Here is a 25,153-nt window from a genome sequence, read left to right as displayed (position 1 = left end):
CCACGCGTTTTCAGGAGGCGAGTACTCATGGCCAAGAAGCTTCGTCGTGTCGTGGCCGGCCTCGCAGGCAGCGGGCTGCTGGCGGGGACCCTCATGGCCCACGGGCAGGGGACCGCACCCGTGACCACCCCACACAAGCCCCGCTCCGAGCGTGAGCATCAGCGCCTGGCGAAGTGGCAGGAAACGCTGGATGCTTTCGCGGCGTCCGACCGGCTGCGCTCGCCGCGTCCGGGCGGGGTGCTCTTCGTCGGCAGCTCGTCCATCCGCTTGTGGGACGGCCTGGAGAAGGAGTTCGACGCTTCCCTGGGCATCATCAAGCGCGGATTCGGGGGCTCCAGCCTTGCGGATTGCGTCGAGCTTGCGGACCGCCTCGTGCTGCCCTACAAACCTCGGCGGGTGGTGGTCTACGCCGGTGACAACGACCTCGCCGAGGGGGCGTCGCCCGAGGAGGTGCTCGGACGCTTCGTGCGCTTCGTGGAGCGCGTGCGTGGCGAGTTGCCCGGCACGCAGGTGTCGTACCTTTCGATCAAGCCGAGCCCCGCCCGGCACGCCCTGCAGGCACGGGCTGCAGCCGCCAATGCCCTGATCGAGCGCTATGCGCAGACGAATGGAGTCGACTACATCGACGTGTATTCACGCATGCTCGACGCTGACGGTCGGCCGCGCGACGAGCTCTTCATCGCCGACAAGCTGCACCTCAACGCGGCCGGCTATGCACTCTGGCACAGCGTCATCGCCGAACACCTGAACGCGTCGCCGGCTGCCGGCTCGCCTGCCGTGCAGACCACCGCCGCCGCGCGCTAGCGGCTCGCCTGTCGAGGTCCAGCGCGACGCAGGCCACGGCATACAGCGCAGTGAAGGTGCTCAGGAGGATGGCCGCGTCGACGGTCCACGGTCGGCTTGCCGTCGGGGCACCGACGAGGGCCAGCGCGAGCAGCGCCAGCACCAGGTGTGCGCAGAACACCGGCAAGGACGCTGCGCCCAGGGTCTCGAGCACGCGCATGCCGCCCAGTCGCGCCGACAGGCGAGGACCGAAGCGCAGCACCAGCAGCAGCATCGCAATCACATTGAGCAGCCGGGCCGGACCCAGATGCCATTTGTCGAACAGCGTCACCGCCCAAGGCTGGGTCGGCACCTGGCCGACGCTGTGCCGCCACGCCAGGGACACGAGTGCGTAGACCAGGGCCGCGGTCACGAGCACGGGAGGCCATTGGTGGACGAGCGGCCTGCCGCTCGCTTCTCGCGCCCCCATCCAGAGCCCGACCACCCAGAGGACCTGCCATGCGAGCACCGAGAATGAACCCGTCTGCTCCACCGGCACCTGGGTGGCAGGGGCGATGAGCCGATAAAGCAGGTCACCGAGCCCGAACTGGGCTCCCGCCCACAGCGCCACGCTTCCCACGAGGATCGCTCCCCAGTGGTCGTGGGCACCGTGCAGCAGCAGCAGGGGACTCAGCACCAGGAACAGGACGTACAGCGGCAGGATGTCGAGCAGCGGCGGGTTGTAGACAAGGGCAAGGCCGGCCAGGAACGCCTTCGCCGGTTCGTCGAGGTAGAAGCTGAGCAGGTCGGTCACGGCGGGCTGCGACGCCGCGACGCCGATCACCGAGATCACCGTGAACAGAAAGAGCAGCAGTCCCACCTGACAGGCATAGACCTTCACTGCCCGTTGCAGGAAGGCCTTGCGCATCATCTCGTCGCCGTCGCGGCGCTGGCGCTGCGTGTAGACGAGGCCGGCCATGTAGCCCGACAGCAGCACGAATCCCTCGGCCGCGGAGACGAAGCCGAACGGCTGGCCCAGCGCGTCCGCCCACCGCGTGGGCATGTGCGTGAGGGTCATCAACACCAGCATCAGGCCACGCAGCGCATCGACCTCCCAACGTCGAGCCGCGTCCGGTGCCGCAGTCATGGCGGGGAGCTCGGCCTAAGACATGCGCCGGGTCCTGATTCCCGAGATGGCAACCTTCATCGGGTCGGGCGCGCCGTCCGTTCTGCTCATGGCCTGTGTCCTCGGAATCCGCGGAATCGGCGGTCAGGTTAGCGGACCGGACAGGAACTGGTCGCAGTGGGGTCGGATGGACCGGCAGCGCAAGCCCACCCGACGGCATCGCCCCAGGGTTCACGCGGCCAGCGCGCACATCTCGCGGTACAGGTCGGCCTTTCCCTCGAACCCGATTCCCGGCAGCTCGGGCAGCGTGACGATGCTGTTGTCGACCTTCACGCCATCGGGAAATCCGCCGTACGGCTGGAACAGATCGGGGTAGGACTCGTTGCCGCCCAGCCCCAGGCCGGCGGCGATGGCCAGCGACATCTGGTGGCCGCCGTGGGGAATGCAGCGCGCAGGCGACCAGCCGTGCTCCTTCAGCATCTGCAGCGTGCGCAGGTACTCCACCAGGCCGTAGCTCAGGGCGCAGTCGAACTGCAGCCAGTCGCGGTCGGGCCGCATGCCGCCGTAGCGGATGAGGTTGCGGGCGTCCTGCATGGAGAACAGGTTCTCGCCGGTGGCCATCGGGCCCGCATAGTGGTTCGCGAGCTCGGCCTGCAGCGCGTAGTCCAGCGGGTCGCCGGCTTCCTCGTACCAGAACAGGTCGTACTCGGACAGCGCCTTGGCGTACTCGATGGCGGTCTTCAGGTCGAAGCGGCCGTTCGCATCGACGGCCAGCCTCTGGCCGGGACCCAGCAGCCGAAGCACCGCCTCGATGCGCTTGCGGTCCTCGGCCAGCGAGGCGCCGCCGATCTTCTTCTTGACCACCGAATAGCCGCGGTCGAGGTAGCTGCGCATCTCGCGCTCCAGCCCTTCGAGGCCCTGGCCGGGCCAGTAGTAGCCGCCGGCGGCATAGACGAAGACCTTGCGGTCGGGCGTGCCGTTGCCGTAGCGCTCGGCGAGCAGCTGGAACAGCGGCTTGCCCTCGATCTTGGCCACGGCATCCCACACCGCCATGTCGATGGTGCCGACCGCCACCGAGCGCTCGCCGTGTCCGCCCGGCTTCTCGTTGGTCATCATCGCGGCCCACACCTTGTGCGGATCGAGGTTGTCGCGCTGCTCGTCGAGCAGGCTGCCCGGCTCGGCTTCGAGCACGCGCGGGCGGAAGCGCTCGCGGATGAGCGCGCCCTGGCCGTAGCGCCCGTTGGAGTTGAAGCCGTAGCCCACGACGCGCCTGCCGTCGCGCACGACGTCGGTCACCACCGCCACCAGGCTCAGGGTCATCTTCGAGAAGTCGATGTAGGCGTTGCGGATGTTGGACTTGATGGGGCGGGTGACTTCGAGGATGTCGATGATCTTCATGCTGTTTCCTGGTCGCGATCAGCGGGCCAGCGAGGCGCCGCCACAAATCTGGATGTCTTGTCCGGTGATGGCCGCCGCCGCGGGCGACAGCAGGTAGCTCACCAGCGCCGCCACTTCGTCCGGCCGGATCAGGCGGCCGAGCGGCGGCAGCTGCGGGGTCTCGGCGCGGCGCGCCGGGTCGTCGAGCATGGCGGTCTGCGTGGCCGCCGGCGAGACGACGTTGACGGTCACCCCGTTCGCCACCACTTCGGCGGCCCAGCTGCGCGCCAGCGCCACCAGGGCTGCCTTGGTCGCGGCGTAGAGGCTGCGTCCGGCCTTGCCTTGCGCGACCCGGCTGCCGATCAGCACGACGCGGCCTTCGCCGCGTTCGGCCATGGCCGGCACGACGGCATCGGCGATGCGCGTCAGCGCCTCGACGTGCAGCCGCCACATGAGCTCGGCGTCGCGCGGCTGCAAGGCACCCAGCGTGCCGACACGCAGCACGCCGGCCGCGTGCACGAGGGCCGTCGCGTCGCGGGCCGCGCGCGCGGCCGCTTCGGTGGCCGCACCGTCGACCAGGTCGACCTTGACGGCCTCGAAGGCCGCATGCGCGAGGTGCGCCGGCGCCACGTCGAAGCCGCGCACGCGCCAGCCGTCGGCCAGCAGTCGCTCGGCGATGGCCAGGCCGATGCCCGAGCTGCTGCCGGTGACGATGGCCACGCGCGACGCGGCCGGCGCCTGCTCATTCGGCACGAATCTTCCCCTCGGCGATGATCTTCGCGGCGCGTGCCATGTCCTCTCGCTCGAAGTGCACGAAGTCGTCGATGGACCCCGGCGTGAGCAGCAGCCCCTGCTGCTCGAGCTTGTTTCGCATGTCGGTGGCCAGCGCCTTGTTGACTTCCGCATTCAGGCGCTGCGCCACCTCCGCCGGCAGCCTGGCCGGGCCCCAGAGGCCGTACCAGCTGTAGAACTCGTAGCCCGGCACGGTCTCGCTGACGGCCGGCACCTCGGGCTGGCCGGGCAGTCGCGCCTTGGACGTGACGGCGATCACCCGCACCTGCCCGGCCTTGGCGTACGGCGCCGAGCCGAGGATGGGGTCGATGAAGCCGTCGATCTGTCCGCCGATCAGGTCCTGGTAGGCCGGCGCCGACCCCTTGTACGGAACGATGAGGTACTCGATGCCGCTGGCGCGCCGCAGCAGCTCGGTCGACAGGTGCCCGGCCGAGCCGGTGGAGCCGATCGCGAAGCTGAGCTTGCCGGGGTTGGCCTTGGCGTGGGCGACCAGGCTCTTGACGTCGGTGATCGGAAGATTCTTGTTGACGGCGATCGCCAGCGGCGCCTTGGCCACCAGCGCCACCGGCGCGAAATCCTTGAGCACGTCGTACGGCGCGGACTTCATCGTCATCGGCGTGGTCGTCAGCGTCGACGGGCTGAACAGCAGCGTGTAGCCGTCGGCCGGCGCCTTCTGCACCGCGATCGCGCCTATCGTGCCGGCGCCTCCGGGCCGGTTCTCGACCACGAAGGCCTGGCCCATCTGCTCGCCGAGCTTCTGCGCCAGCATGCGCCCCACCACGTCCAGCGTGCCGCCGGGCGGGAAGGGGATGATCATGGTGATGGGCTTGGACGGGTAGGTGTCGGCCAGGACGGCCGCGCTGCCCGCCAGCATCGCGGCGGCGACCGCAGCGGCGCGAATGAAGTGTCTGCGTTGCATGGCTGTGTCTCCTCGGGCTCTTGTCTTCAGCGCTGCAGAAGGGAGGCATTGGCCAGCGCCTTGCGCAACGCCTGCATCTCGGCCTCGCTCGGCGCTTCGGTCGGCGGACGCACGGTCGGGTCGTCGATCACTCCGGCGAGGTACATGCCGGCCTTCATGCGCGCGTGCGCTTCGCCGGTGGGCTCGCCGCCGCCGTAGACGGCGTCCTTCAGCGGCGTGATGAGGTCCTGGATCTTCATCGCCCGCTTCAGGTCGCCGGCCTTCACCGCCTCCCACAGGTCGTTGATCAGGCCGGGGATGAAGGTCGCGAAGCCGACCAGCGCGCCGTCGACACCCTGCACCATGGTGGCGAGCAGGTACTCGTCGTGGCAGGTGAGGATGGCCTTGGAGGCGTCCGCCTCGCGGATGGCCTTGATGTCGCTTGCATAGCGGTTCATGTCGCGCTGGCCGACCTTGAAGGCCTGGACCTGCGGCATGCGGGCCAGCTGCGCCAGCGTGGCCGACGAGTACGACGCGCGGGTCCACGCCGGGTAGACGTGAGCGACCAGGTCGAGACCTGTCTCGGCGATGGCCGAGAAGTACTCGGTGACGTGATCGGGGCGGAAGCCGAAGCGCAGCCAGTGGTGCGGCGGCATCACGTCCAGCGCCTGGGCGCCGGCCTCGCGCGCCAGCGCGGCGTGCTCCTTCGCGTCGCCGATGCCTTCGCAGACGATGGACGAGATCACCGGCAGCCTGCCCTTGAGCTCGTCGGCGACGATGCGGGTCACCTGCGCGCGCTCGCGCGGCATCAGCGAGAACACCTCGCCGGTGTGGCCGTTGGTCATCACCGCGACAACGCCGGGCTGCCTGGCCAGCCACGACGCCAGGCGACGCAGGGCGCGCTCGTCGATCTTGTGGTCGGGCGTGAACGGACAGGCGATGGCCGGAATGATTCCGCGGTAGTTCTGGATCGTGGGCACGGGTGTCTCCTTGGTGAACAATGCCGCCTGGCAGGAGCGAGGCGGCAGCGAGTCAGGCAATGATGGTCGCCGCGGCGCACCCTGGCCAATGCCGCTTTTCTCTTCTTCAATGCCGCCAAAGCACTGCCGATGAACCTGTCCTGGCTAGACGACTTCCTCGCCCTGGCCTCGAGCGGCAACTTCTCGCGAGCCGCCGAGGAGCGCCACATGACGCAGCCGGCCTTCAGCCGGCGCATCCGCGCGCTCGAGGAATGGCTGGGCGTGGTGCTGTTCGACCGCAGCTCGCATCCGGCCGTGCTCACCGAGACCGGCGAGTGGTTTCGCTCGGTGGCGCAGGAAATCCTGACACGCGTCGCACGTGTGCCCGATGAAGCGCGCGCCGTGGCCGACGCCAGCTCCGCGACCTTGCGGCTGGCGTCGACGCACGCGCTGTCCTTCACCTTCCTGCCGGGCTGGCTGCGCAGCCTGGAGTCGCGCACGACGGTCGGGCCGGTGCAGCTCGTCTCCGACGTGCTGCAGCAGTGCGAGTCGCTGATGCTGCAGGGCAGGGTGCAGTTCCTGCTGTGCCATTGGCACGAGCTGGTGCCGGGAAGGTTGGATCCGGCCGGTCACCGCTCGGTGAAGGTCGGCGGCGATTCACTGATCCCGGTGTCCGCCCCCGGCAACGACGGGCGAGCGCGCCATGTGCTGTCGTCGAGCGCCGGGGGCCGCGTGCCGGTGCTGGCCTACAGCACCGAGTCGGGCATCGGGCGCCTGGTTCGCGCGCTTCGGGGCACGGCCCTCGAGCAGGCAAATGTCGAGCAGGTGTTCACCGCGCACCTCGCCTCCGTGCTCAAGACCATGGCCCTCGACGGTCGCGGCGTGGCATGGCTGCCGCTCAGCCTCATCGGCGACGAGCTGGCCGGCAGGCGCCTGGTCGAAGCCGGGGGTGCCGAGTGGAAGGTCGAGGTCGAGGTCCGACTGTTCCGCAGCCAGGCCGCACTGCCGCGCGCGGCCGAGGCGTTCTGGCAGGCAGCGACCCACGCGGCGCAATGACTGGGGCGAGTCGAAGCCCACTCTGCATCAGAAGCGGCATCCGAAGCGCAGCTGCGCCGTCACGTCGACCGATGCGCCGACGCGCAGCTGCGCCATCTTCGATGGCATGCGCAATTGCAGGCTGCATTCAGAAGCCTCCACACCCCAGCCGCGCATCGCCTGCTCCGCCGCTTGCAGCCTGAAGCTGAGGGCATGGTGGTGGCGCGCCGGCGGTCCCATGCCGGGCAGCGGCGGCGGCGCGATCTCGACCACCGAGAACGGCAAGGCTGCAGGCGTGGATGAAGGCGGCCCGGACGGTGCGTCGTTGCCGCTTGCTTCGGCGCTGCGGTGGGGCAGCGAGCGCCTGGCCGGGATGACGCTGTCGCGCGGGGCCGATGCCGCCTCCGAGGCGACCACCGCAGGCTCGGCCAGCGCCTGGAGCCAGCCCGCCGGACCGCACCCGACCATGAAACTCAGCACCGCTGTCCGGCATGCGCGCACTGCGCCCTGCGATGCTCCTCTGCCGCCTGGCGCAAGACAGTCGGGGCTGACGCCATCAGTCGTCGCGAGCTGCACATTCCCCTCCAAGTCCCGGGTTCCCATGCGGTATCGCCGATGCACCTGAAGCGATGCTGAAGCGTCATGGTGAAGAAATTACAGTCCCGCGGCGACGCCGCTCAGGGGCGGGTCGTGCGCACGGGGATTGCCTGCAGAAGGCATGGAGACACTCAACGCATACGAATCGGTCGTCGGACCCCAGGCCATCGCGCAACTTCGCAAGGCGGCCGAGCCGCTGGCGGGGCGGCGCGTCAAGATGGTGAACTCCACGGCCGTCGGCGGCGGCGTGGCCGAGATCCTTCACCGGCTCGTCCCGCTGCTCAACGAGCTCGGCATCCACACCGAGTGGCGCGTGATGGAAGGCGACGCGGAGTTCTTTCGCGTCACCAAGCTGTTCCACTACGCGCTGCAGGGCGACCCGACCGACATCGGCGCGGACGACCTCGAGATCTTTCTCGACACCAACCGCCGCAACCTCGTCGAGCTCGCGGGCGACGAGGACGTCGTCGTCATTCACGACCCCCAGCCGCTCGCGTTGATCGAGGCACGCGCCAAGGCGCCGGCGAGCCGATGGGTGTGGCGCTGCCACATCGACGTGTCGCGGCCGCAGCCGCAGCTGTGGGAGTTCCTCAAGCCCTTCGTCGCCCGCTACGACGCGGCCATCTACTCGTCGGATCGCTTCCGCCAGCGCATGTCGATGCCCGAGCATGTGTTCTGCCCGCCGATCGACCCGCTGTCCGACAAGAACATCGAGCTGTCGGCGGCGGCGATCGACAAGGTGTTCGCGCGGCTCGGCGTGCCGCGCGACAAGCCCATCGTGACCCAGGTGTCCCGGTTCGATCGCCTGAAGGATCCGATCGGCGTGGTGCGCGCGTTCCGCATCGCGCGCCGCCATGTGGACTGTCGGCTCGTGCTCGTCGGCGGTGTGGCCGACGACGATCCCGATGGTGCGCTGGTGCTGGCCGAGGTGCTGGAGGAAGCGAACGGCGACCCCGACATCCACGTGCTCGGCGGCCGGCTCTACGAGGACCGGGACATCAATGCGCTGGTGCGCGGCTCGGCCATCGTCTTGCAGAAGTCGTTGCGCGAAGGCTTCGGACTCACCGTGGCCGAGGCGATGTGGAAGGGCAAGCCGGTCATCGCGAGCGCGGTGGGCGGGCTGCCGCTGCAGGTGATCGACGACGTGACGGGCGTGCTCGTCTCGTCGGTGGAGGAAACCGCTGCCCAGATCAGGGCGCTGCTCGGCGATCCGCAGCGCATGCGCAAGCTCGGCGAGGCGGGTCGCCGGCACGTCGCGCGGGAATTCCTCATCACGCGCAACCTGGGTCGCTGGCTCGATCTGCTGGGACAGCTCGATGCGGATCGCGCGCCGCCGCGCTCGCGACGGTCGGTCGCGCCGCAGGGCCGAGGCTTCGGCGAGCGCGACGGCGCCCGCTGATCGACCGCATGCGCATCGCCCAGATCGCCCCGCTGTTGCTCCCGGTGCCGCCCGGACGCTACGGCGGCACCGAGCGCGTCATCTACGACCTGACCGAAGGGCTGGTGGCGCGCGGCCACGAGGTGACGCTGTTCGCCAGCGGCGACTCGCGCACGTCGGCCCGCCTGGTGCCCGCGGTGCCGCGCGCGCTTTGGCAGGACAGTGCCGCCGATCCGCTGGCCGCGGACTTCCTGCTGCACGCGCAGGTGTTCCGGCGCGCGGCCGAGTTCGACCTGATCCACGGCCACACGGGCTACCGCGCGTTTCCCTACATCGCGCATGCACCTGCGAAGGTGGTGACGACGCAGCACGGCCGGCTCGACGTGCCCTCGCTGCAGGAGATCTTCCGGCTCTTTCCGGAGGCATTGCAGGTGTCGATCAGCCGCGACCAACAGGCGCATGCGCCGCAGGCGAGCTGGGCCGACACCATCCACCACGGCCTGGCGTTGCAGAACTATCCGTTCGACGCGCAGGGCGGTGACGAGCTCTTCTTCGTGAGCCGGCTGTGCCGCGACAAGGCTCCGCACGAGGCCATCGACATCGCCGTCGATGCGGGCATGCGGCTCACCCTGGCGGGCCGCATCGACCCCATCGACCGCGGCTTCTTCGAGCGCGAAGTCGAGCCGCGGCTGGCGCATCCGCTGGTGCGCTACGCCGGCGAGGTGAGCGAAGACGAGAAGCTGGAGCTGATGCGCCACGCACGCGCGCTGCTGTTCCCGATCGACTGGCCCGAGCCCTTCGGGCTCGTGATGATCGAAGCCATGGCCTGCGGAACGCCGGTGGTGGCGCGGCCCAAAGGCGCGGCGCCCGAGGTGATCGTCGACGGCGAGACGGGCTTCCTGGCCGACAGCCACGAGGCGCTCGTCGAGGCCGTGAAGGCGACCCACCGGATCGATCGGGCGGCCTGCCGGCGGCACGTCGAGACGCACTTCACCGTGGACACGATGGTGGATCGGTACGAGGCGCTGTACCGGCGGCTGGTGTAGGCGTCGGTAACGATTTTCGACTGGCGCGCCGCAGCCGGCCGACCATACTGGAGAGACAGACGCGCATCGCCGCGTCGCGCCGCCATGCCGAAGGAGTTGCACCATGTGCCTGCGCATCCATGAACCCGATCGCGAGCGGCAGCGGGCCGCGCACGAGCTGCTGCCGCCGACGAACAGCGGGGCCCCGCTGTCGCGCCCGCGCCTGGTCGGCGCGATTGCTGCGGCGCTCGTGGCGCTGGTCGTCGTCGCGGCGCTGTTCTTCCCGTCGGCAACGACCGCGGTCGCGGGCGCCGAGCCCACGGCGGCCACGCCGGTGCGTGTGGTCGAGCAGACCGCCACCACGCCGGACGACGGCGTGCCTTCCGCCAGCGAGGTCGCGCGCAGCCCGGCGGGCGCCGGGGCGGGGCACTGCAACCACGACCTGTAAAGGCGCTGGCGCCGGGCGATCGCGGGATCGCCGCTTGCCGGTTCAGCGCATGGAGCTGATCCGGCGGGCATGAAGGTCGACGCGACGTGGCTGCCGTCGATGGCGACGGCAGCGCTGCTGGCGCTGGCCGCGAGCGCCGCGCTGGCGTTCGGCTTCGAGGATGTCGCCGCCCGCGCACGCGACGTCGCGTCGCGCCCCTTCGCGGGGCCGGCGCTGACCTCCGACGCACGACTGCGCGACATGGGCTACGACGCCTGGCGCGACATCCGTCACCGGCCGTCGCAGGCGCTCTGGCGCGCGCAGGGCCTCCCGTTCGAGGTGCAGCTCTTCCACGTGGGCGGCGGCCATCCGAATCCGGTGCGCCTGTTCGAGGTGGTCGACGGCGCGGAGCGTGCATGGCGGGTGTCGCGCGACGTCTTCGACTACGGCCGCGCATTGGGTGGCGCGCTGCCGGACGCGGCCGAGGTCGCCGGTTTTCGCGTGCACCACGTGCAGGCACGGCCTCCTCCGGGCAACGAGCTCATCGTGTTCCTAGGCGCCAGCTACTTCCGCGTGCCGGTGGCCGGCCGGTTCTTCGGCATGTCGGCGCGCGGCATCGCCGTCGACACGTCCGGGCCCGGCACCGAGGAGTTCCCGATCTTCGAGGCGTTCTGGCTGGTGCGTCCTTCGCCCACCGCCGCCACGCTCACGCTGTACGCGCTGCTCAACAGCCCGCGTGTGGCCGGCGCCTACCGCTTCGTCGTGCGGCCCGGCGCGCACGAGACCACTGTCGACGTGCAGGCGCGGCTGTTCCTGCGCCAGCCCGTGGCGACGCTCGGCATCGCGCCGCTCACCAGCATGTACCTGTCGGGCGAGAACCAGCCGCGACACGACGGCTTCCGTCCCGAAGTCCACGATTCGGACGGTCTGCTGGTCGCGGGCGACGGCGACTGGTCGTGGCACCCGCTGGTCAATCCGCCGGCGCCGTTCACGCGGCGGCTCGCCTACGAACGACTGTCGGGCTTCGGCCTGCTGCAGCGCGATCGCTCGTTCGCCAGCTACGAAGACACCGAAGCGCGCTATGAGCAGCGCCCCAGCGTGTGGGTCGAGCCGCTTGGCGACTGGGGCGCCGGACGCATCGAGCTGATGCAGTTCAACGCCGCCTTCGAGTTCGTCGACAACGCGGTCGCGTACTGGGTCGGCGAACGCACGCCGCGGCCGGGCGAGCCGTACGACATCGCCTGGCGGCTGCATTGGGGCCGCGACGTGCCGCCGCAGCCGTCCTTGGCGCGGGTGGCGCAGTCGCGGCGCGGTCACGGGCCGACCGGTCCGGCGCCCCATGAGATTCACTTCGTCGTCGACTTCGCAGGCCGCGTGGATGGCGGCGCGCCGGTGCAGGCAAAGGTCGGCGTCACCGGTCCGGCCGAGCTGCTCGAAGCCAACGTCTATCCGCACCCGGTGCTGGGCGGCTGGCGCCTGACGGTGAAAGTGCGGCGCACCGACAAGGCGGCAGCGGTGGAACTGCGCGCCGTGCTGCAGCGCGGGGCCGGCGTGGTGAGCGAGACCTGGCGCTACGCGCTGCCCCCGGAGTGAAGGGCTTCGCCGCGCTTGCCCTCATCCCACCTTCTCCCGCTGGCGAGGAAAGGAATCGCTGGTGTTCCGCTCGGCAGCCGCCCCGACGACCTCGGCTGTGCGCCGCGACGCTGCGATCAGCCGCGCCGCCTTCTCCGCGATCATCATCGTCGGCGCGTTGGTGTTGCCGCTGACCAGGCGCGGCATGATGGATGCGTCGACGACGCGCAAGCCCTCGATGCCCTTGACCCTCAGCTCGGCGTCGACCACATCCGTCGCATCGGGGCCCATGCGGCAGGTGCCCGCCGGGTGATAGATCGTGTCGGCGTGGTCGCGCACGAATTGCTCGATCTCCGGGTCGCTGCGCGCCTTGGCCGACGCGGCGGATTCGCGACCGCCCAGCGCCGCCAGCGCCGGCTGCTGGAGGATGTGGCGCATGGCCTTGAAGCCGCGCACCAATCGCTCCACGTCGTCGCGCTCGCCGAGGAAATTGGGATCGATCAGCGGGGCTGCCATCGGGTCGGCGCTGGCCAGCGTCAAGCGGCCGCGGCTGGCAGGACGCAGCAGGCACACATGGCAGGAGTAGCCGTGCCCGTACACCGTCTTGCGGCCGTGGTCGATCAGCTTCGCGATGACGAAGTGCAGCTGCAGGTCGGGCGTGGGCTCCTCGGGCCGACTCTTGATGAAGCCGCCGGCTTCGGCGAAGTTGGTGGTCAGCATGCCGCTGCGCGAGCGCCGCCATTCGAAGATGGCCCGGGCCACGCGCAGCACGCCGGCCGGCGACAGTCCGAACAGGTCGGTGAGCCCCGGCGCGTCGACCACCTGGACGACGTCGACATGGTCGTGCAGGTGCTGCCCGACGCCCGGCAGGTCGTGCACGACAGGGATGCCGAGCGCGCGCAGATGCGCGGCCGGGCCGATGCCGGACAACATCAGCAGCTGTGGCGACTGCAGGGCGCCGGCGCTGAGCAGGACCTCGCGGCGCGCCTTCAGCGTGCGCAGCGCGCCGCCTTGCCGCAGCTCCACGCCCACCGCGCGCCTGCCTTCGAGCAGCAGACGCGTCACCTGCGCCTGCGTCACCACGTGCAGATTGGGCCGGTGCAGGTTGGGCGTGAGGTAGGCCTTGGCAGCGCTGAAGCGCTCGCCGTTCCTGTGCGTCACCTGGTAGAGCCCCACGCCGTCCTGTCGCTCGGCGTTGAAGTCGGCATTCAGCGGGTGGCCGGCCTGCCGTGCCGCCTCCACGAACAGGGCGCCGAAGCGGTTCGGGCTGCGCAGGTCCATCACGTTCAGCGGCCCGCCGGTGCCGTGCCACGCGTCGGCGCCGCGCTCGTTGTGCTCGGCCTGCCTGAACAGCGGCAGCACGTCGTCGAAGCCCCAGCCGGGGTTGCCCAGGGCAGCCCAGTGGTCGTAGTCCTCGCGCTGACCGCGCACATAGATCATCGCGTTCACCGAGCTCGACCCGCCCAGCACCTTGCCGCGCGGCTGGTAGCCGCGGCGGCCGTTCAGGCCCGGCTGCGGAACGGTCGCGAAGGCCCAGTTGGCCTGGCCGTTCTTCGCCAGCAGGGCAAGGCCGGCCGGGCAGTGGATCAGCACGCTCTTGTCGGCTGCGCCTGCCTCGATCAGCGCGACGGTCACCCCGGGGTCCTCGCTGAGGCGCGCCGCGAGAACGCAGCCGGCCGAGCCCGCGCCCACGATGACATGGTCGAATTCCATCGCTGTCTCCGTCATGTGCCAGCGACGTATCGTCCTTCGATCGGGGACATCGAGAGCGGAGTGATAACCCCAAGGCCGAGGCCGGGCAGCGCGCAACGCCGTGCCTTGCGTGCCGCCGCCGCCCGGCAGCCCGAGCAGGGGAGGATCGTGGGCCTGTCTACTTCGCGCCGTCGAGCAGCTTCGCCTGCACCTGCTCCTTCGTGATGTAGCCGGTCTTGCCGGTGTCGATCTCATCGAAGCGCCGCGAGATGCGCGGCACGGTCCTGGCCTCGTCGCGGCTCAGCTTGCCGTCGTGGTTGACGTCGGCGGCGCTGAAGCGCTTGTCGATCTGCGCCTTCAGGTGCTCGACGCGCGCGGCCTGCTCCTGCCTGGAGACGCCGTCGGGATAGGCCTCGTTGGCATACGCGCCATGCAGGGACAGGGTCAGGGCGGAAGTGGCCAGCAGGCAAAGAGAGAGGCGATTCATCGAAGACCTTCGAAAGTGGATGGGAAGGCCATCGTCCTGCAGCCATGTCAGCGGCTGATTGCGGCCGCGTTGCAACTGTCACTCGCAACGCTGGCGAGCGCAGTGCGCCAGGCGTCGGCCTCAGTCCGCGTACACGCCCGCTGCCCGGATCACCGGCCCCCAGCGATCGACCTCGGTCTTCAGCCAGCCCCGCAAGGCCTCCGGCGTCTGCTTGGACTCGGGCACGATCTCGCCGCCCAGCTCGCTCATGCGCTGGATCACGGTCGGATCCTTCAGCGCCGCACGCACGGCGGCGTTGACCTTGTCGATCACCTCCTTCGGCGTGCCCTTGGGCGCATACACGCCGTGCCAGACGACCACCTCGAAGTTGCGCAGGCCCTGCTCCTGCAGCGTCGGCGCGTCGGGCAGCGCCTTGATGCGCTCCCTGGTCGTCACGCCGTACAGCTTCACGCTGCCGGCCTTGATGTGCTGCGTGGTCTGCGTCGTCTGGTCGCACAGCAGATCGACCTGGCCGCCGAGCAGCGCATTCATCGCCGGCGCGGTGCCCTGGTAGGGCACGGTCTGCAGCTCGACGCCGATGGCCTGGCGGAACACCATGCCGCACAGGTGCGACACCGCCCCAAGCCCCGCATGCGCCAGATTCACCTTGGCGGCGTTGGCCTTCAGGTAGGCGATGAGCTCCTGCAGGTCCTTGGCCGGCAGGTCCTTGCGGCCGAGCAGCGTCATCGGCACGTCGACCACCTGCGTCACGTACTCGAAGTCGGTCAGCGGGTTGTAGGCCAGCTTGCGGTACAGCGCGGGGGCGGTCGACATGCCGTTGTGGTGGATCAGCAGCGTGTAGCCGTCCGGCGCGGCCTTCGCGACGTAGCCGGCGGCCAGCGTGCCGCCGGCGCCGAGCTTGTTCTCGATGACGATCGCCTGGCCCAGCGTCCGGGTCATGGCCTGGCCGAGCGCGCGGGCCACGACGTCGGTCGGCCCGCCCGCGGCGAAGGGCACGACCAGCGTGATGGGCTTGCCCGGATAGCCCTGTGCCGGGCTCGTCGACGTGCCCTGGGCGAAGGACGCCGCGGCGGCTGCCGCGAGCGCGATGGCGGCGAAGAGTCGTTTCATGGTCTGTCTCCGTGTGTCGTTGTGGGAAGCGGCTGCGATATCTCGATCAGGTTCAGATCGGGATCGCGCACATAGACCGAGAGAATCTTCTGCGTGGCGCCGGTGCGCTCCACCGGCCCCTCGACGATGGGCCAGTCGCAGGCGCGCAGGTGCGCGACGACCTGCTCCAGCGGGCGGTCGGCGATGAAGCACAGGTCGAGAGCGCCCGGCACGGGCAGATGCGCCTTCGGCTCGAACTCGCGGCCGCGCTCGTGCAGGTTGATCTTCTGGCGGCCGAAGCGCAGCGCCGTCCGGTTGGCGCCGAAGCTCTCCAGCGCCATGCCGAGCACGCGGGTGTAGAAGTCGATGCAGGCGTCGCGATCGACCGTGGTGAGCACCAGATGGTCCAGGTGGTCGATCATGAACCCCCCGCCTGGCGCAGCAGCGCCTCGGCTCGCAGGATGACCGGGCGGTCGACCATCTTGCCGTCCACCGCGACCGCCCGGCCGCCTGCGGCCTGAGCCGCGGCGAGGACGCGCCGTGCCCACTCCACCTCGTCGTCGCTCGGGGTGAACGCGCGGTTCACCGCCTCCACCTGCCGCGGATGGATGCACAGCTTGGCGCCGAAGCCGAGCCGGCGCGCCCGCAGCGCGTCGGCGTGCAGCTGGGCGCCGTCGTCGATGGCGGTGCTGACACCATCGACCGGCGGTGCGATGCCGGCGAGCCGCGAGGCCAGGACGATGTGCGAGCGGAATGGCAGCAGCTCGTCCCCGTCGCCGGCGATGCCGAGGTCGAGCTGGAAGTCGATCGATCCGAACACCAGGCGCTCGACGCCGGGCGCCCGTGCGATCTCGCGCAGCGCATCGAAGCCGGCGGCCGTCTCCACCAGCGGCAGCACGGGCTTGCCGTCGAAGTCGAGGTCGCCGGCACGCTCGGCCTTGGGGCACATGACCGCAGCGATGCCGGGCGCGCGGCACAGCGCGCGGTCCGCCTCATGCCACGGCGTGTCGACGCCGTTCAGGCGCAGCACGATGCGCGCGTCGGTGCGTGCCAGCCAGTCGCGAAGCGTGTCGCGGGCCTGGTCCTTGGCGGTCGGGGCGACCGCATCCTCGAGGTCCACGATCACCGCATCCGCGCCCGAGGCCAGCGCCTTGGCGATGCGCTCGGGCCGATCCGCCGGCACGAAGAGATAGGTGCGGGGCGCCCTCATCGCGCGCTCCCGGCGAAGAAGACCGGCGCGCGCGGCGCGTCGGCAAGCGACCAGACGGCGGCGATGGCGCAGCGCATCTGCGCCTCGTCGGCGCCGCCGCGGTAGGCCGCCAGGCGAAGCGCCTTGTCCTCGATCTCCGCGCGCGACAGCGTGTTGCCCGGATCGCCCTTGGGCTCGTCGACGCGGCCTTCGAGGCGCCGGCCGTCGACGGTCTCCACCACCACCTTGCCGATCCAGCGGGCAGGGTAGGCGGCGTCGACCTCGGGGTCGAGCTGCATGCTCACCTTGTCGCGAAAGGCAGTCACGGCGGCGTCGCGGTAATGCGCGTCGAACTCGGTCAGGCCGGCGTGTCCGTGCACGGCGATCAGACCGAGCACGGTGCCCATCGAGAACTTGCCCTGGTGCACGGTCTGCGGATCGGTCACGGGACCCAGCACGTCGATCGCGCCCTGGTGCACGAGCGCGGTGACCTGCTTCACGTCCTGCGCCGCGAGGCGCTCGCTGCGCAGCACCTGCTGCAGCGCGTCGGCGGCTGGATGGGTGTGCCGGCAGGAGGCATGGAACTTGAACGAGGTCTCCGCCAGCGTCCAGCGCGTGCCGAGGCCGTCGGTGAGGCGTGCCGGATCGGCGTCGCTCGACATGCCGGCGGCCATGCCCTGCACGCCTTCGAGAATGCGCCGCGCACCGGTGAAGCCATCGGCGGCGAGCCAGGCGGCGGTCAGGCCCGCGCCGGCCGCGTGAGCCGTGTGCAGCTGCTTCGAGTCGGCCGCGTCGCGCAGGAACTCCCACAGGCCCGCCGACTGCGTGCCGGCCGAGCCGAACGCATGGTTCATCTGCGCCGGCGTGAGCCGCAGCAGATGGCCCGTCGCGGCCGCCGCGGCCAGGGTGCCGGCCGTTCCGGTGGTGTGGAAGATGCGGTAGTGCGAGCGGCCGAGGAACTCGCCGACGCGGATGCCGACTTCGTAGCCCGCCACCACCGCGGCCAGCAGCTCGGCGCCGCTGCGCCCCAGCGCCTGCGCCACCGCCAGCGCAGGCGGGAACACCACCGCGGCGGGGTGGAACACCGAGCCGTTGTGCACGTCGTCCTGCTCGGCGAAATGCGATGCCGCGGCGTTCGCCACCGCGGCGACCAGCGGGCTGGACCGCCGGCGATGGATGAGGACTTCGCTCTCACCGTCGGCCGGGCCCATGGATTCGAAGAACCTCGCGATGGTCTCGACCGGGCGCGCGTCCTTGCCGGCGAGGACGGAGCCGAGCCAGTCGAGCATCAAGTCTTCGGCGCGACGGACGACCGGCGCGGGGATGTCCTCGAAGCGCAGCGAGGCGGCGAAGGCGGCGAGTGCCTGGCCGGGAGCGGTGTGTGTCATCGGAACCTCGTTGGAATGAGCCACAGGGACACAGAGATGAATGGAAGACGTCTTCTTCTCTGCGTTCTCTCAGTTCTGTGTCTCCGTGGTTGAAAGGGACTTGTCTCGGTCAGATGGCCGCCTGCTCTCGCCAGCGTGCGAAGTCGTCGGCCCCGTACCCCAGCTCCACCAACAGCGACTCCGTGTGCTGCCCCAGGGCCGGCACCGCCTCCATCCGCGGGTCTTCGCTGCCCGGCGGCAGCGCGGCGGGCACCGGTCCGGCGGGGGTCTGCACCTCCACCCAGCGCTTGCGCGCCGCGAGCTGGGGATGGGCCCACACATCGGCCATCGAATTGACGCGCGCGTTGGCGATGCCCGCGGCCTCCAGGCGCTCGACCACCTGCTCGGCGGTGAGCGACGAGAAGGCCTCGACGATCAGCGCACGCAAGGCATCGCGCGAAGCGGTGCGGGCGGCGTTGGAGACGAAGCGCGGATCGGCCGCGAGCGCGCTCTGGCGCAGCACCTTGGCGCAGAACGACTGCCATTCGCGTTCGTTCTGCAGGCCCAGCATCACGGTGCGTCCGTCGCCGGTGGGAAAGGGCCCGTACGGGTAGATGGTGGCGTGCGCCGCGCCGGCCCGCGGCGGCGGCTCGGCGCCGTCGAACGCGTAGTACAGCGGATAGCCCATCCACTCGACCATGCTCTCGAGCATCGACACCTCGATGCGCCGGCCGCGTCCGTTCTGGCCGCGGGCGATGAGGGCGGCCAGGATGTTGGAGTAGGCGTACATGCCGGCCGCGATGTCGGCGATGGAGCAGCCGGCCTTCGCCGGCTCCTGCGCGCTGCCGGTGATGGAGACGAAGCCCGATTCGCTCTGGATGAGCAGGTCGTAGGCCTTCTTGTCGCGATAGGGGCCGTCGTCGCCGTAGCCGGAGATGTCGCAGACGATGAGCCGCGGGTGCTGCGCGCTCAGCGCCTCGTACGACAGCCCCAGCCTGGCCGCCGCGCCGGGCGCGAGGTTCTGCACCAGCACGTCCGCCTTGGCGAGCAGGCGCGCGAGGATCTGCGGCGCGTCGGCGTGCTTCAGGTCCAGCGTGAGGCTCTCCTTCGAGCGGTTGGTCCACACGAAGTGCGATGCGAGCCCGCGCACGCGCTGGTCGTAGGCCCGCGCGAAGTCGCCGACGCCGGGGCGCTCGACCTTGATGACGCGCGCGCCCAGGTCGGCGAGCTGGCGCGTGGCAAAGGGCGCCGCGATCGCGTGCTCGAGGGTGACGACGGTGATGCCTTCAAGCGGTCGCATGGGAAATGATGTCCTTCGAATCCGTTGAGGGTGATCGACGATTTCTTCAACCACGAACCCCGGTCAGAACGACCGAGGCAACCCGAGCAGATGCTCCGCCACATACGACAGGATCAGGTTCGTCGAGATCGGCGCGACCTGGTACAGCCGCGTCTCGCGGAACTTGCGCTCCACGTCGTATTCGTTGGCGAAGCCGAAGCCGCCATGGAACTGGATGCAGGCGTTGGCCGCCTCCCACGAGGCCTTGGCCGCGAGGTACTTGGCCATGTTGGCTTGCGCGCCGCAGGGCTGTTGCGCATCGAACAGCTCGCAGGCCTTCCAGCGCATCAGGTTCGCCGCCTCGACCTCGATGTACGACTCGGCGATCGGGAACTGCACGCCCTGGTTCTGGCCGATCGGCCGGCCGAACACCACGCGCTCGCTGGCGTAGCGGGTGACGCGGTCGACGAACCAGTAGCCGTCGCCGATGCACTCGGCTGCGATCAGCGTGCGCTCGGCGTTGAGCCCGTCGAGGATGTACTTGAAGCCGTGGCCTTCCTCGCCGATCAGGTTCTCCGCCGGGATCTCGAGGTTCTCGAAGAAGAGCTCGTTGGTCTCGTGGTTGACCATGTTGGGAATCGGCCGCACCGTCATGCCGTGGCCCACGGCCTCGCGCAGGTCGACCAGGAAGATCGACATGCCTTCGGACTTCTTCTTCACGTCGGCCAGCGGCGTCGTGCGGGCCAGCAGGATCATCAGGTCGCTGTGCTGCACGCGCGAGATCCACACCTTCTGGCCGTTGACCACATAGCGGTCGCCGCGGCGCACCGCGGTGGTCTTGATCTTGGTGGTGTCGGTGCCGGTGCTGGGCTCGGTGACGCCCATCGACTGCAGGCGCAGCTCGCCGGTGGCGATCTTCGGCAGGTACAGCCGCTTCTGCGCCGGCGACCCGTGGCGCAGCAGCGTGCCCATGTTGTACATCTGGCCGTGGCAGGCGCCGGAGTTGCCGCCCGAGCGGTTGATCTCCTCCATGATCACCGACGCCTCGGTGAGGCCCAGGCCGGAGCCGCCGTACTCCTGCGGGATCATCGCGGCCATCCAGCCGGCGTGGGTGAGGGCGTCGACGAAGGCCTCCGGATAGGCGCGCTGCTCGTCGATGCGGCGGTGGTACTCGTCCGGGTACTCGGCGCAAAGGGCGCGCACGGCGTCGCGGATGTCCTGGTGCTTGTCGGTGGCGGTCTTCAGCATGTCGGTCGATCAGGCAATGTCGGCGGTCGCCTGCATGGCGAGCAGGCCTTCGTGGTCGCGAGCCCACAGCGCGAAGCGGCGCTCGCCGTCGGGCCGCCCGCAGACGGCGAAGGGGTGGATGTCGAACAGCGGGCGCACGGCCTTGAACGAGAAGCGCAGCACCCGCGCCTGCGGCTGCTGGCGCCGCAGCAGGTCGAGCAGCAGCGTGGCGATCAGCGGGCCGTGGACGATGAGGCCCGGGTAGCCCTCCACCCCCGTCGCGTAGGGGCGGTCGTAGTGAATGCGGTGGCCGTTGAAGGTGAGCGCGGAGTAGCGGAACAGCAGCACCGGGTCGGGCACGATGCCGCGCGAGAACCTGTCGTCCGCCGGGGCGGGCTGCGGCGTCGGCACCGCAGCGCCGGGCTGCGGGTTGTCGCGATAGACGATGTCGTGCTCTTCGGTGAGCGCCACGCCGCGTGCGTTGGTGATCTCGTGGCGCACCGTCACGAAGACCAGCGCGCCGCTGCGGCCTTCCTTGATGCTGACGTCGGCGATGCGCGAATCGCGCGTGATCTCGTCGCCGACCTGCAGCGCATGCTCGAACTGCAGCCGACCGCCCGCCCACATGCGGCGCGGCAGCGGCACCGGCGGCAGGAAGCCGCCGCGCCGGGCGTGGCCGTCGGGGCCGATCTCGCTCTGGCGTGCCAGCGGGGTGAAATACAGCCAGTGGGCCAGCGGCGGCACGTCGCTGCCGGGCACCGGCAAGGGATCGTCGCGGTCCAGCGTGGCCGACAACGCGGCCAGCGGGGCGGCAGTCGCCTCGTCGCTGCGGCGCTCGGTGCGGCCTGTCCAGTCGCGCAGGGAGGAAAGGGCCTGGTTCATGGCGCGAGCTTCGTTCCTGGGCGCGCCGTGCGCAATTGGCGATTGCCAAAGGGCGTCTTCCAAGCGCTTGAAGACCGCAGTCGCCACAATGGCCGCATGGCGATGCATTTCGATCTGGTGGACCTGCGCCTCATGGTGCACGTGGCCGAGGCCAACAGCGTGACCAGGGGCGCGGAGGCCTCGCACCTGTCGGTGCCGGCGGCGAGCACGCGCATCAAGAACCTCGAGGAAGCGATCGGCACGAAGCTGCTGTACCGCACCAGCCAGGGCGTGACGCTGACGCCGCCCGGCCAGGCCCTGGTGCACCACGCGAGGCTGGTGCTCGCGCAGATCGAGCACCTGCGCGGCGACCTGCAGGAGTACGCGCAAGGCATCAAGGGCCACCTGCGGGTGTTCGCCAACACCACCGCGGTGGGCGAGTTCCTGCCCCCGGTGCTGCGCGCCTACCTGCAGAACCACCCCGACGTGAACATCGACTTGCGCGAGAAGCTTTCGCACGACATCGTCCGGGCGGTGTCCGAAGGCCAGACCGACATCGGCATCGTTGCCGGCGCCGTGCGCACCGAGAGCCTGCAGGCGATTCCCTACCGCACCGACCGGCTGGTGCTGGTGGTGCCCCGCGGACACGCGCTGGCCGCGGCCGGCGGCGTCGACTTCGCGCAGACGCTGGAGCTCGACCATGTCGGACTGCCCGAGGCCAGCGCGATCCACGCCTTCCTGCAGCGCATCTGCGACGGGCTGCATCGGCCGTTGAAGCTGCGCATCCAGGCCGGCAATGTCGAGGCGGCGTGCCGGCTGATCGAAGCCGGCGTGGGCGTCGGCGTGCTGCCCGGGGCGGCGGCGCGACGGCATGCGCGCACGCTCGACGTGGCCATCGTGCCGCTGGCCGACGACTGGGCGCTGCGCGAGATGCAGATCTGCGTGCGCAGCCTGGAGGCGCTGCCGGGCTTCGCGCGCGACCTGGTCGATCTGCTGGTGCAGGATGCCAAGGCGGCCCAAGCGTCGCGGGGCGAGGCCTGAGCCGCGTCACATCTGCCGGAACAGGTGGAGGAAGGTTCGGCTCACCGGCAGCACCTCGTCGCGTCCCTTGAGGTGGATGTCGGCCGTCTCGTTGAGGCCCCGGGTCACGTGGCTGATGGCGTGGAGGTTGACGACGACGGAGCGGTGCACCTGCGCGAACTGGCTGGCATCGAGTTGCGGGAGCAGCTCCTTCAGCGGCGCGCGGATCAGCGCCTCGCCCGGCTTGCCGCCGTCGCCGCGCCAGGCGATCAGCGTGTACTTCTCGTCGGAGCGCAGGAAGTCGATCTCGTCGACGGCGATCAGCCGCAGCGTCTGTCCCACGGTGGCACGGATCCACTTCAGCGGCGCCGCCGTGCCCTTGCGCTGCAGATGCGCTGCCAGCTGCTCCAGCAGGGCGTCGGTGGCCTGCGCCGGCTGCGCATCGCGCAGCCGCGCCTGCAGCCGCGAGACGGTGGTCGCCAGGCGCGCCGGCTCGACCGGCTTGACCAGGTAGTCGAGCACGCCGTGCTCGAAGGCGCTCAGCGCGTACTGGTCGAAGGCCGTCACGAACACCAGGTGCGCACGCGGGCCGATCTGGCGTGCCGCTTCGACGCCCGACACCCCGGGCATGTGCACGTCGAGGAAGCAGATGTCGGGCTGCTGCGCCTCGAAGCGCTCGACCGCCTCGCGGCCGTTGCGCGCCTGCGCCACCACCTCCAGCTCGGGCCACGCCTGGGAGAGCATCAGCGCCAGCTCGTCGCGCAGCAGCGGCTCGTCGTCCGCGATGAGTGCCGTGGGTCGCCGCGCCGTCACGGTGCGCTCCTGGGCTCACGCTCGGCGGGGAACTCCAGCTCGGCGCACACGCCGTGCGGCACCAGGCCGGACAGGCTGAGGCTCGCGTCGCCGCCGAAGGCGAGTTGCATGCGCTCGCGCAGCGTCGACAGGCCGGTTCCCGGTCCTTCGTCGGTGCGCTGCAGCCCGACGCCGGTGTCGATGACGCGGGCGATGCAGCGCCCGCCGCGCACGAGCACGCTGACCTCGATGCGCCCGCCTTCCTCCCCGGGGTCGATGCCGTGGCGCACCGCGTTCTCGACCAGGGTCAGCAGCGTCATCGGCGGACAGCGCAGGCCGTGCGCCGCCTCGTCGGCGTGAAGCGTGAACTGCAGGCGGTCCGGCATGCGCATGTGCATCAGCGCCAGGTAGGCGCGCACCAGCTCCAGCTCCTGTCCGAGCGTGCTCGTCGATTCGTCCAGGCGCGGCACGGCGGCGCGCAGGTAGGCGATGAGGCTGTCGAGCACGGCGGGAGCCTGCGGCGACCCCGCATTGACCAGGGCGCGGATGTTGGCCAGCGTGTTGAACAGGAAGTGCGGCTGCACCTGGGCCTGCAGCAGCCGCATGCGCGCATCCAGCGCCTGCCGCTCGAGCTCGCTGCGCTCGAGCTGGAAGCCGAGCGCCTGCTCGCGCGCCAGCGCCTCGCGCTGGCGCACCATGGCCGCCAGGGCGATCCACGGCGCGAACAGCACGCCCATCCCGAACAGGCTGAAGAAGGCCCGTCCCGGCTGGTAGGGGACGGGCGCGGGCGCGCCCTTCGTCAGCCACAGCGCGACGGCCGTGCCGATCGGCACGGCCACGGCCACGCCCAGCAGCTGCCACACCCAGCGGGCCAGCCAGCGCGGCAGCCGCGCCGGCCAGCGCTCGAACCAGCCGAAGACCAGCATCGCGAGCAGGCCGAGCGTCATGGTGCGCACGATGCCGGTGAACAGCGTCGTGCCGGCCGCGAAGCTGAGGATGAGGCCGAACGGCAGCGAGGCGAGCAGCGTGAAGCGGATGCGCCGCCACGCCAGGACCGGGGCCGGGCCGCGGGGCAGGGGGAGATCGGCAGCGGGCATGCGCGATGGCGGGAAGGCGAAGGTTCAGCCGGGAAAGTAGAGCATGGGCCCGCCGGCGGCAGCACCGGGATTGCCAGCAAGGCGGGGGCCGCGCCAGTGTGGCGGGCGCGCTGTCGACGCCCAAGCGCGATCGGACGGGTCACGCGATGGCGCGGTCCGGGCACGCCGGCAGCCGACGAAGCGCAGGCGAGGGCCGCTAGGGCCTGTTAACGCTATGGGAGGCTTTGCTGAGATCACCCGCAGGGCCGGTGCCTGCCAGGCACCGGCGCGAGGCCTCCCATAGCGTAAACAGGCCCTAGACTGACGGAATGAACGAACCAGTACAGATCGCCCGTCGGCCCCGCTCGATGAAGCGGGCCGCGGCCCCGTCGCCGCAGCCGCGCACGAATGATCCGGAGCGGACGATGGCCAACATCCTCGAGGTGGCCACCGCCGAATTCGCCGACAAGGGGCTGTCGGGCGCGCGCATCGACGAGATCGCCGCGGCCACGCGGACCAGCAAGCGGATGATCTATTACTACTTCGGCAGCAAGGAGGGGCTGTACGTCGCCGTGCTGGAGGAGGCGTACAGCCGCATCCGCCACATCGAGTCCGATCTGCACCTGGAGGACCTGCCGCCGGAGGATGCGCTGCGCAAGCTGGTGGGCTTCACCTTCGACTACCAGCTGGAGAACCCCGATTTCATCCGGCTGGTGATGACCGAGAACATCAACCGTGGCGAGTTCCTCGCGCAGAGCAAGAAGATCCAGCAGCTCAACGTGCCGGCGATTGCCGCCGTGCGCGACGTCTACGAGCGGGGCGTGAAGGCGCGCGTGTTCCGCAAGGACGTCGATCCGGTGGACCTGCACATGTCGATCTCGGCACTGTGCTTCTTCAACGTGTCGAACCGGCACACCTTCTCGCTGATCTTCAAGCGCGACCTGGAATCGCCACGGGCGCTGAGCGCGCGGCGCGACAGCATCATCGAGATGGTGGTGCGGTTCGTGCGGCGGTAGGGGGTCTGTCACCCTGCCCGTGGCTACCACTCTGCCGCTTGCGGGAGAGGGTCGGGGTGAGGGTTTCGCCGCGCTTTCCTTACAAGCAAGACTTCTGCTCCCCATGCCGT

Annotated in this window: 25 protein-coding genes; 8 read left to right on the top strand and 17 right to left on the bottom strand. The window is 70.3% G+C overall.

Annotated elements, in window-relative coordinates; translation table 11 throughout:
- Window positions 1-27: 27 nt before the first annotated feature.
- A complete protein-coding gene (locus tag P7V53_RS20800) occupies window positions 28-804 on the top strand; it encodes a GDSL-type esterase/lipase family protein (RefSeq protein WP_280151420.1) in 777 nt (258 codons plus the stop codon).
- Here P7V53_RS20800 and opgC read toward each other — a convergent pair.
- The 5 genes from opgC to P7V53_RS20775 all read right to left on the bottom strand — a co-directional run bounded on the left by opgC (window position 731) and on the right by P7V53_RS20775 (window position 5,935).
- Complete coding sequence (opgC, locus tag P7V53_RS20795; RefSeq protein ID WP_280151419.1) at window positions 731-1,909, bottom strand: OpgC domain-containing protein; 1,179 nt, start codon at window positions 1,907-1,909, stop codon at window positions 731-733. The two genes, P7V53_RS20800 and opgC, sit on opposite strands and share 74 nt — an antisense overlap.
- Before the next feature lie 210 nt (window positions 1,910-2,119).
- On the bottom strand, window positions 2,120-3,286 hold the full coding sequence (locus P7V53_RS20790) for a mandelate racemase/muconate lactonizing enzyme family protein (protein ID WP_280151418.1): 1,167 nt from the start codon (window positions 3,284-3,286) through the stop codon (window positions 2,120-2,122).
- A gap of 18 nt (window positions 3,287-3,304) precedes the next feature.
- Window positions 3,305-4,018 (bottom strand): SDR family oxidoreductase, encoded by a 714-nt coding sequence (locus P7V53_RS20785; RefSeq protein ID WP_280151417.1) that lies wholly within the window; start codon window positions 4,016-4,018, stop codon window positions 3,305-3,307.
- On the bottom strand, window positions 4,008-4,976 hold the full coding sequence (locus P7V53_RS20780; protein ID WP_280151416.1) for a tripartite tricarboxylate transporter substrate binding protein: 969 nt from the start codon (window positions 4,974-4,976) through the stop codon (window positions 4,008-4,010). The genes P7V53_RS20785 and P7V53_RS20780 overlap by 11 nt, the downstream gene beginning before the upstream one ends.
- A gap of 26 nt (window positions 4,977-5,002) precedes the next feature.
- Entirely contained in the window at window positions 5,003-5,935 is a 933-nt protein-coding gene (locus P7V53_RS20775) for a dihydrodipicolinate synthase family protein (RefSeq protein WP_280151415.1), read from the bottom strand.
- 129 nt (window positions 5,936-6,064) lie between these two features.
- Between P7V53_RS20775 and P7V53_RS20770 the strand changes: the two genes are divergently transcribed.
- Window positions 6,065-6,970 (top strand): LysR family transcriptional regulator, encoded by a 906-nt coding sequence (locus P7V53_RS20770; protein ID WP_280151414.1) that lies wholly within the window; start codon window positions 6,065-6,067, stop codon window positions 6,968-6,970.
- 27 nt (window positions 6,971-6,997) lie between these two features.
- Here the strand turns inward: P7V53_RS20770 and P7V53_RS20765 are convergent, their stop codons facing one another.
- The gene (locus tag P7V53_RS20765; RefSeq protein WP_280151413.1) at window positions 6,998-7,429 is read right to left on the bottom strand and encodes a hypothetical protein; all 432 of its coding nucleotides are present in this window, start codon (window positions 7,427-7,429) and stop codon (window positions 6,998-7,000) included.
- A 238-nt stretch (window positions 7,430-7,667) separates the two neighbouring features.
- Between P7V53_RS20765 and P7V53_RS20760 the strand changes: the two genes are divergently transcribed.
- From P7V53_RS20760 to P7V53_RS20745, 4 genes are all read left to right on the top strand, one after another.
- A complete protein-coding gene (locus P7V53_RS20760; protein ID WP_280151412.1) occupies window positions 7,668-8,945 on the top strand; it encodes a glycosyltransferase in 1,278 nt (425 codons plus the stop codon).
- An 8-nt stretch (window positions 8,946-8,953) separates the two neighbouring features.
- Window positions 8,954-9,970, top strand: a complete 1,017-nt coding sequence (locus tag P7V53_RS20755; RefSeq protein ID WP_280151411.1) for a glycosyltransferase family 4 protein — start codon at window positions 8,954-8,956, stop codon at window positions 9,968-9,970.
- Window positions 9,971-10,073: 103 nt separating this feature from the next.
- Complete coding sequence (locus P7V53_RS20750; protein WP_280151410.1) at window positions 10,074-10,397, top strand: hypothetical protein; 324 nt, start codon at window positions 10,074-10,076, stop codon at window positions 10,395-10,397.
- A gap of 69 nt (window positions 10,398-10,466) precedes the next feature.
- On the top strand, window positions 10,467-11,969 hold the full coding sequence (locus P7V53_RS20745) for a glucan biosynthesis protein G (protein ID WP_280151409.1): 1,503 nt from the start codon (window positions 10,467-10,469) through the stop codon (window positions 11,967-11,969).
- Between the two features lie 21 nt (window positions 11,970-11,990).
- On the opposite strand, the gene P7V53_RS20740 is transcribed toward P7V53_RS20745, so the two are convergent.
- The 9 genes from P7V53_RS20740 to P7V53_RS20700 form a co-directional block, all read right to left on the bottom strand.
- Entirely contained in the window at window positions 11,991-13,661 is a 1,671-nt protein-coding gene (locus P7V53_RS20740) for a choline dehydrogenase (protein ID WP_280151408.1), read from the bottom strand.
- Window positions 13,662-13,818: 157 nt separating this feature from the next.
- Window positions 13,819-14,127 carry an EF-hand domain-containing protein gene (locus P7V53_RS20735; RefSeq protein WP_280151407.1) on the bottom strand — a complete coding sequence of 103 codons (309 nt, stop codon included), beginning with the start codon at window positions 14,125-14,127 and terminating at the stop codon, window positions 13,819-13,821.
- A 120-nt stretch (window positions 14,128-14,247) separates the two neighbouring features.
- Window positions 14,248-15,237, bottom strand: a complete 990-nt coding sequence (locus tag P7V53_RS20730) for a tripartite tricarboxylate transporter substrate-binding protein (protein ID WP_280151406.1) — start codon at window positions 15,235-15,237, stop codon at window positions 14,248-14,250.
- The gene (locus P7V53_RS20725) at window positions 15,234-15,638 is read right to left on the bottom strand and encodes a VOC family protein (RefSeq protein WP_280151405.1); all 405 of its coding nucleotides are present in this window, start codon (window positions 15,636-15,638) and stop codon (window positions 15,234-15,236) included. Before P7V53_RS20725 ends, P7V53_RS20730 begins: the two co-directional genes overlap by 4 nt.
- Window positions 15,635-16,426: a CoA ester lyase gene (locus P7V53_RS20720; RefSeq protein WP_280151404.1), complete on the bottom strand. Its 792-nt coding sequence runs from the start codon at window positions 16,424-16,426 to the stop codon at window positions 15,635-15,637. The genes P7V53_RS20725 and P7V53_RS20720 overlap by 4 nt, the downstream gene beginning before the upstream one ends.
- Entirely contained in the window at window positions 16,423-17,793 is a 1,371-nt protein-coding gene (locus tag P7V53_RS20715; RefSeq protein WP_280151403.1) for an MmgE/PrpD family protein, read from the bottom strand. Before P7V53_RS20715 ends, P7V53_RS20720 begins: the two co-directional genes overlap by 4 nt.
- Before the next feature lie 109 nt (window positions 17,794-17,902).
- The gene (locus P7V53_RS20710; RefSeq protein WP_280151402.1) at window positions 17,903-19,072 is read right to left on the bottom strand and encodes a CaiB/BaiF CoA-transferase family protein; all 1,170 of its coding nucleotides are present in this window, start codon (window positions 19,070-19,072) and stop codon (window positions 17,903-17,905) included.
- 63 nt (window positions 19,073-19,135) lie between these two features.
- Window positions 19,136-20,299, bottom strand: coding sequence for an acyl-CoA dehydrogenase family protein (locus tag P7V53_RS20705; protein ID WP_280151401.1), 1,164 nt, complete (start codon window positions 20,297-20,299; stop codon window positions 19,136-19,138).
- Window positions 20,300-20,308: 9 nt separating this feature from the next.
- Window positions 20,309-21,160, bottom strand: a complete 852-nt coding sequence (locus P7V53_RS20700) for a MaoC family dehydratase N-terminal domain-containing protein (RefSeq protein ID WP_280151400.1) — start codon at window positions 21,158-21,160, stop codon at window positions 20,309-20,311.
- 96 nt (window positions 21,161-21,256) lie between these two features.
- On the opposite strand from P7V53_RS20700, the gene P7V53_RS20695 reads away from it, so the two are divergent.
- Entirely contained in the window at window positions 21,257-22,180 is a 924-nt protein-coding gene (locus tag P7V53_RS20695) for a LysR substrate-binding domain-containing protein (protein WP_280151399.1), read from the top strand.
- Between the two features lie 6 nt (window positions 22,181-22,186).
- Here P7V53_RS20695 and P7V53_RS20690 read toward each other — a convergent pair whose 3' ends face one another.
- On the bottom strand, window positions 22,187-22,972 hold the full coding sequence (locus tag P7V53_RS20690; protein ID WP_280151398.1) for a LytTR family DNA-binding domain-containing protein: 786 nt from the start codon (window positions 22,970-22,972) through the stop codon (window positions 22,187-22,189).
- Complete coding sequence (locus P7V53_RS20685) at window positions 22,969-24,048, bottom strand: histidine kinase (RefSeq protein WP_280151397.1); 1,080 nt, start codon at window positions 24,046-24,048, stop codon at window positions 22,969-22,971. The genes P7V53_RS20690 and P7V53_RS20685 overlap by 4 nt, the downstream gene beginning before the upstream one ends.
- A gap of 347 nt (window positions 24,049-24,395) precedes the next feature.
- On the opposite strand from P7V53_RS20685, the gene P7V53_RS20680 reads away from it, so the two are divergent.
- Complete coding sequence (locus P7V53_RS20680; RefSeq protein WP_280156568.1) at window positions 24,396-25,043, top strand: TetR/AcrR family transcriptional regulator; 648 nt, start codon at window positions 24,396-24,398, stop codon at window positions 25,041-25,043.
- The last annotated feature ends 110 nt before the right edge of the window (window positions 25,044-25,153 follow it).

This window comes from Piscinibacter sp. XHJ-5 (assembly GCF_029855045.1).
Classification (GTDB): domain Bacteria; phylum Pseudomonadota; class Gammaproteobacteria; order Burkholderiales; family Burkholderiaceae_C; genus Albitalea.
The sequence above is the reverse complement of the archived record's forward strand: the minus strand, read 5'-3'. Positions and strand labels throughout refer to the sequence as shown.

Bases quoted from the DNA above. Each gene is read 5' to 3' on its own strand.
- P7V53_RS20735 (WP_280151407.1), bottom strand. From the start codon at position 14,127: ATGAATCGCCTCTCTCTTTGCCTGCTGGCCACTTCCGCCCTGACCCTG.
- P7V53_RS20725 (WP_280151405.1), bottom strand. From the start codon at position 15,638: ATGATCGACCACCTGGACCATCTGGTGCTCACCACGGTCGATCGCGAC.
- P7V53_RS20770 (WP_280151414.1), top strand. From the start codon at position 6,065: ATGAACCTGTCCTGGCTAGACGACTTCCTCGCCCTGGCCTCGAGCGGC.
- P7V53_RS20715 (WP_280151403.1), bottom strand. From the start codon at position 17,793: ATGACACACACCGCTCCCGGCCAGGCACTCGCCGCCTTCGCCGCCTCG.
- P7V53_RS20700 (WP_280151400.1), bottom strand. From the start codon at position 21,160: ATGAACCAGGCCCTTTCCTCCCTGCGCGACTGGACAGGCCGCACCGAG.
- P7V53_RS20745 (WP_280151409.1), top strand. From the start codon at position 10,467: ATGAAGGTCGACGCGACGTGGCTGCCGTCGATGGCGACGGCAGCGCTG.
- P7V53_RS20760 (WP_280151412.1), top strand. From the start codon at position 7,668: ATGGAGACACTCAACGCATACGAATCGGTCGTCGGACCCCAGGCCATC.
- P7V53_RS20680 (WP_280156568.1), top strand. From the start codon at position 24,396: ATGAAGCGGGCCGCGGCCCCGTCGCCGCAGCCGCGCACGAATGATCCG.
- opgC (WP_280151419.1), bottom strand. From the start codon at position 1,909: ATGACTGCGGCACCGGACGCGGCTCGACGTTGGGAGGTCGATGCGCTG.
- P7V53_RS20750 (WP_280151410.1), top strand. From the start codon at position 10,074: ATGTGCCTGCGCATCCATGAACCCGATCGCGAGCGGCAGCGGGCCGCG.
- P7V53_RS20720 (WP_280151404.1), bottom strand. From the start codon at position 16,426: ATGAGGGCGCCCCGCACCTATCTCTTCGTGCCGGCGGATCGGCCCGAG.
- P7V53_RS20695 (WP_280151399.1), top strand. From the start codon at position 21,257: ATGGCGATGCATTTCGATCTGGTGGACCTGCGCCTCATGGTGCACGTG.
- P7V53_RS20685 (WP_280151397.1), bottom strand. From the start codon at position 24,048: ATGCCCGCTGCCGATCTCCCCCTGCCCCGCGGCCCGGCCCCGGTCCTG.
- P7V53_RS20710 (WP_280151402.1), bottom strand. From the start codon at position 19,072: ATGCGACCGCTTGAAGGCATCACCGTCGTCACCCTCGAGCACGCGATC.
- P7V53_RS20790 (WP_280151418.1), bottom strand. From the start codon at position 3,286: ATGAAGATCATCGACATCCTCGAAGTCACCCGCCCCATCAAGTCCAAC.
- P7V53_RS20740 (WP_280151408.1), bottom strand. From the start codon at position 13,661: ATGGAATTCGACCATGTCATCGTGGGCGCGGGCTCGGCCGGCTGCGTT.
- P7V53_RS20800 (WP_280151420.1), top strand. From the start codon at position 28: ATGGCCAAGAAGCTTCGTCGTGTCGTGGCCGGCCTCGCAGGCAGCGGG.
- P7V53_RS20730 (WP_280151406.1), bottom strand. From the start codon at position 15,237: ATGAAACGACTCTTCGCCGCCATCGCGCTCGCGGCAGCCGCCGCGGCG.
- P7V53_RS20780 (WP_280151416.1), bottom strand. From the start codon at position 4,976: ATGCAACGCAGACACTTCATTCGCGCCGCTGCGGTCGCCGCCGCGATG.
- P7V53_RS20755 (WP_280151411.1), top strand. From the start codon at position 8,954: ATGCGCATCGCCCAGATCGCCCCGCTGTTGCTCCCGGTGCCGCCCGGA.
- P7V53_RS20705 (WP_280151401.1), bottom strand. From the start codon at position 20,299: ATGCTGAAGACCGCCACCGACAAGCACCAGGACATCCGCGACGCCGTG.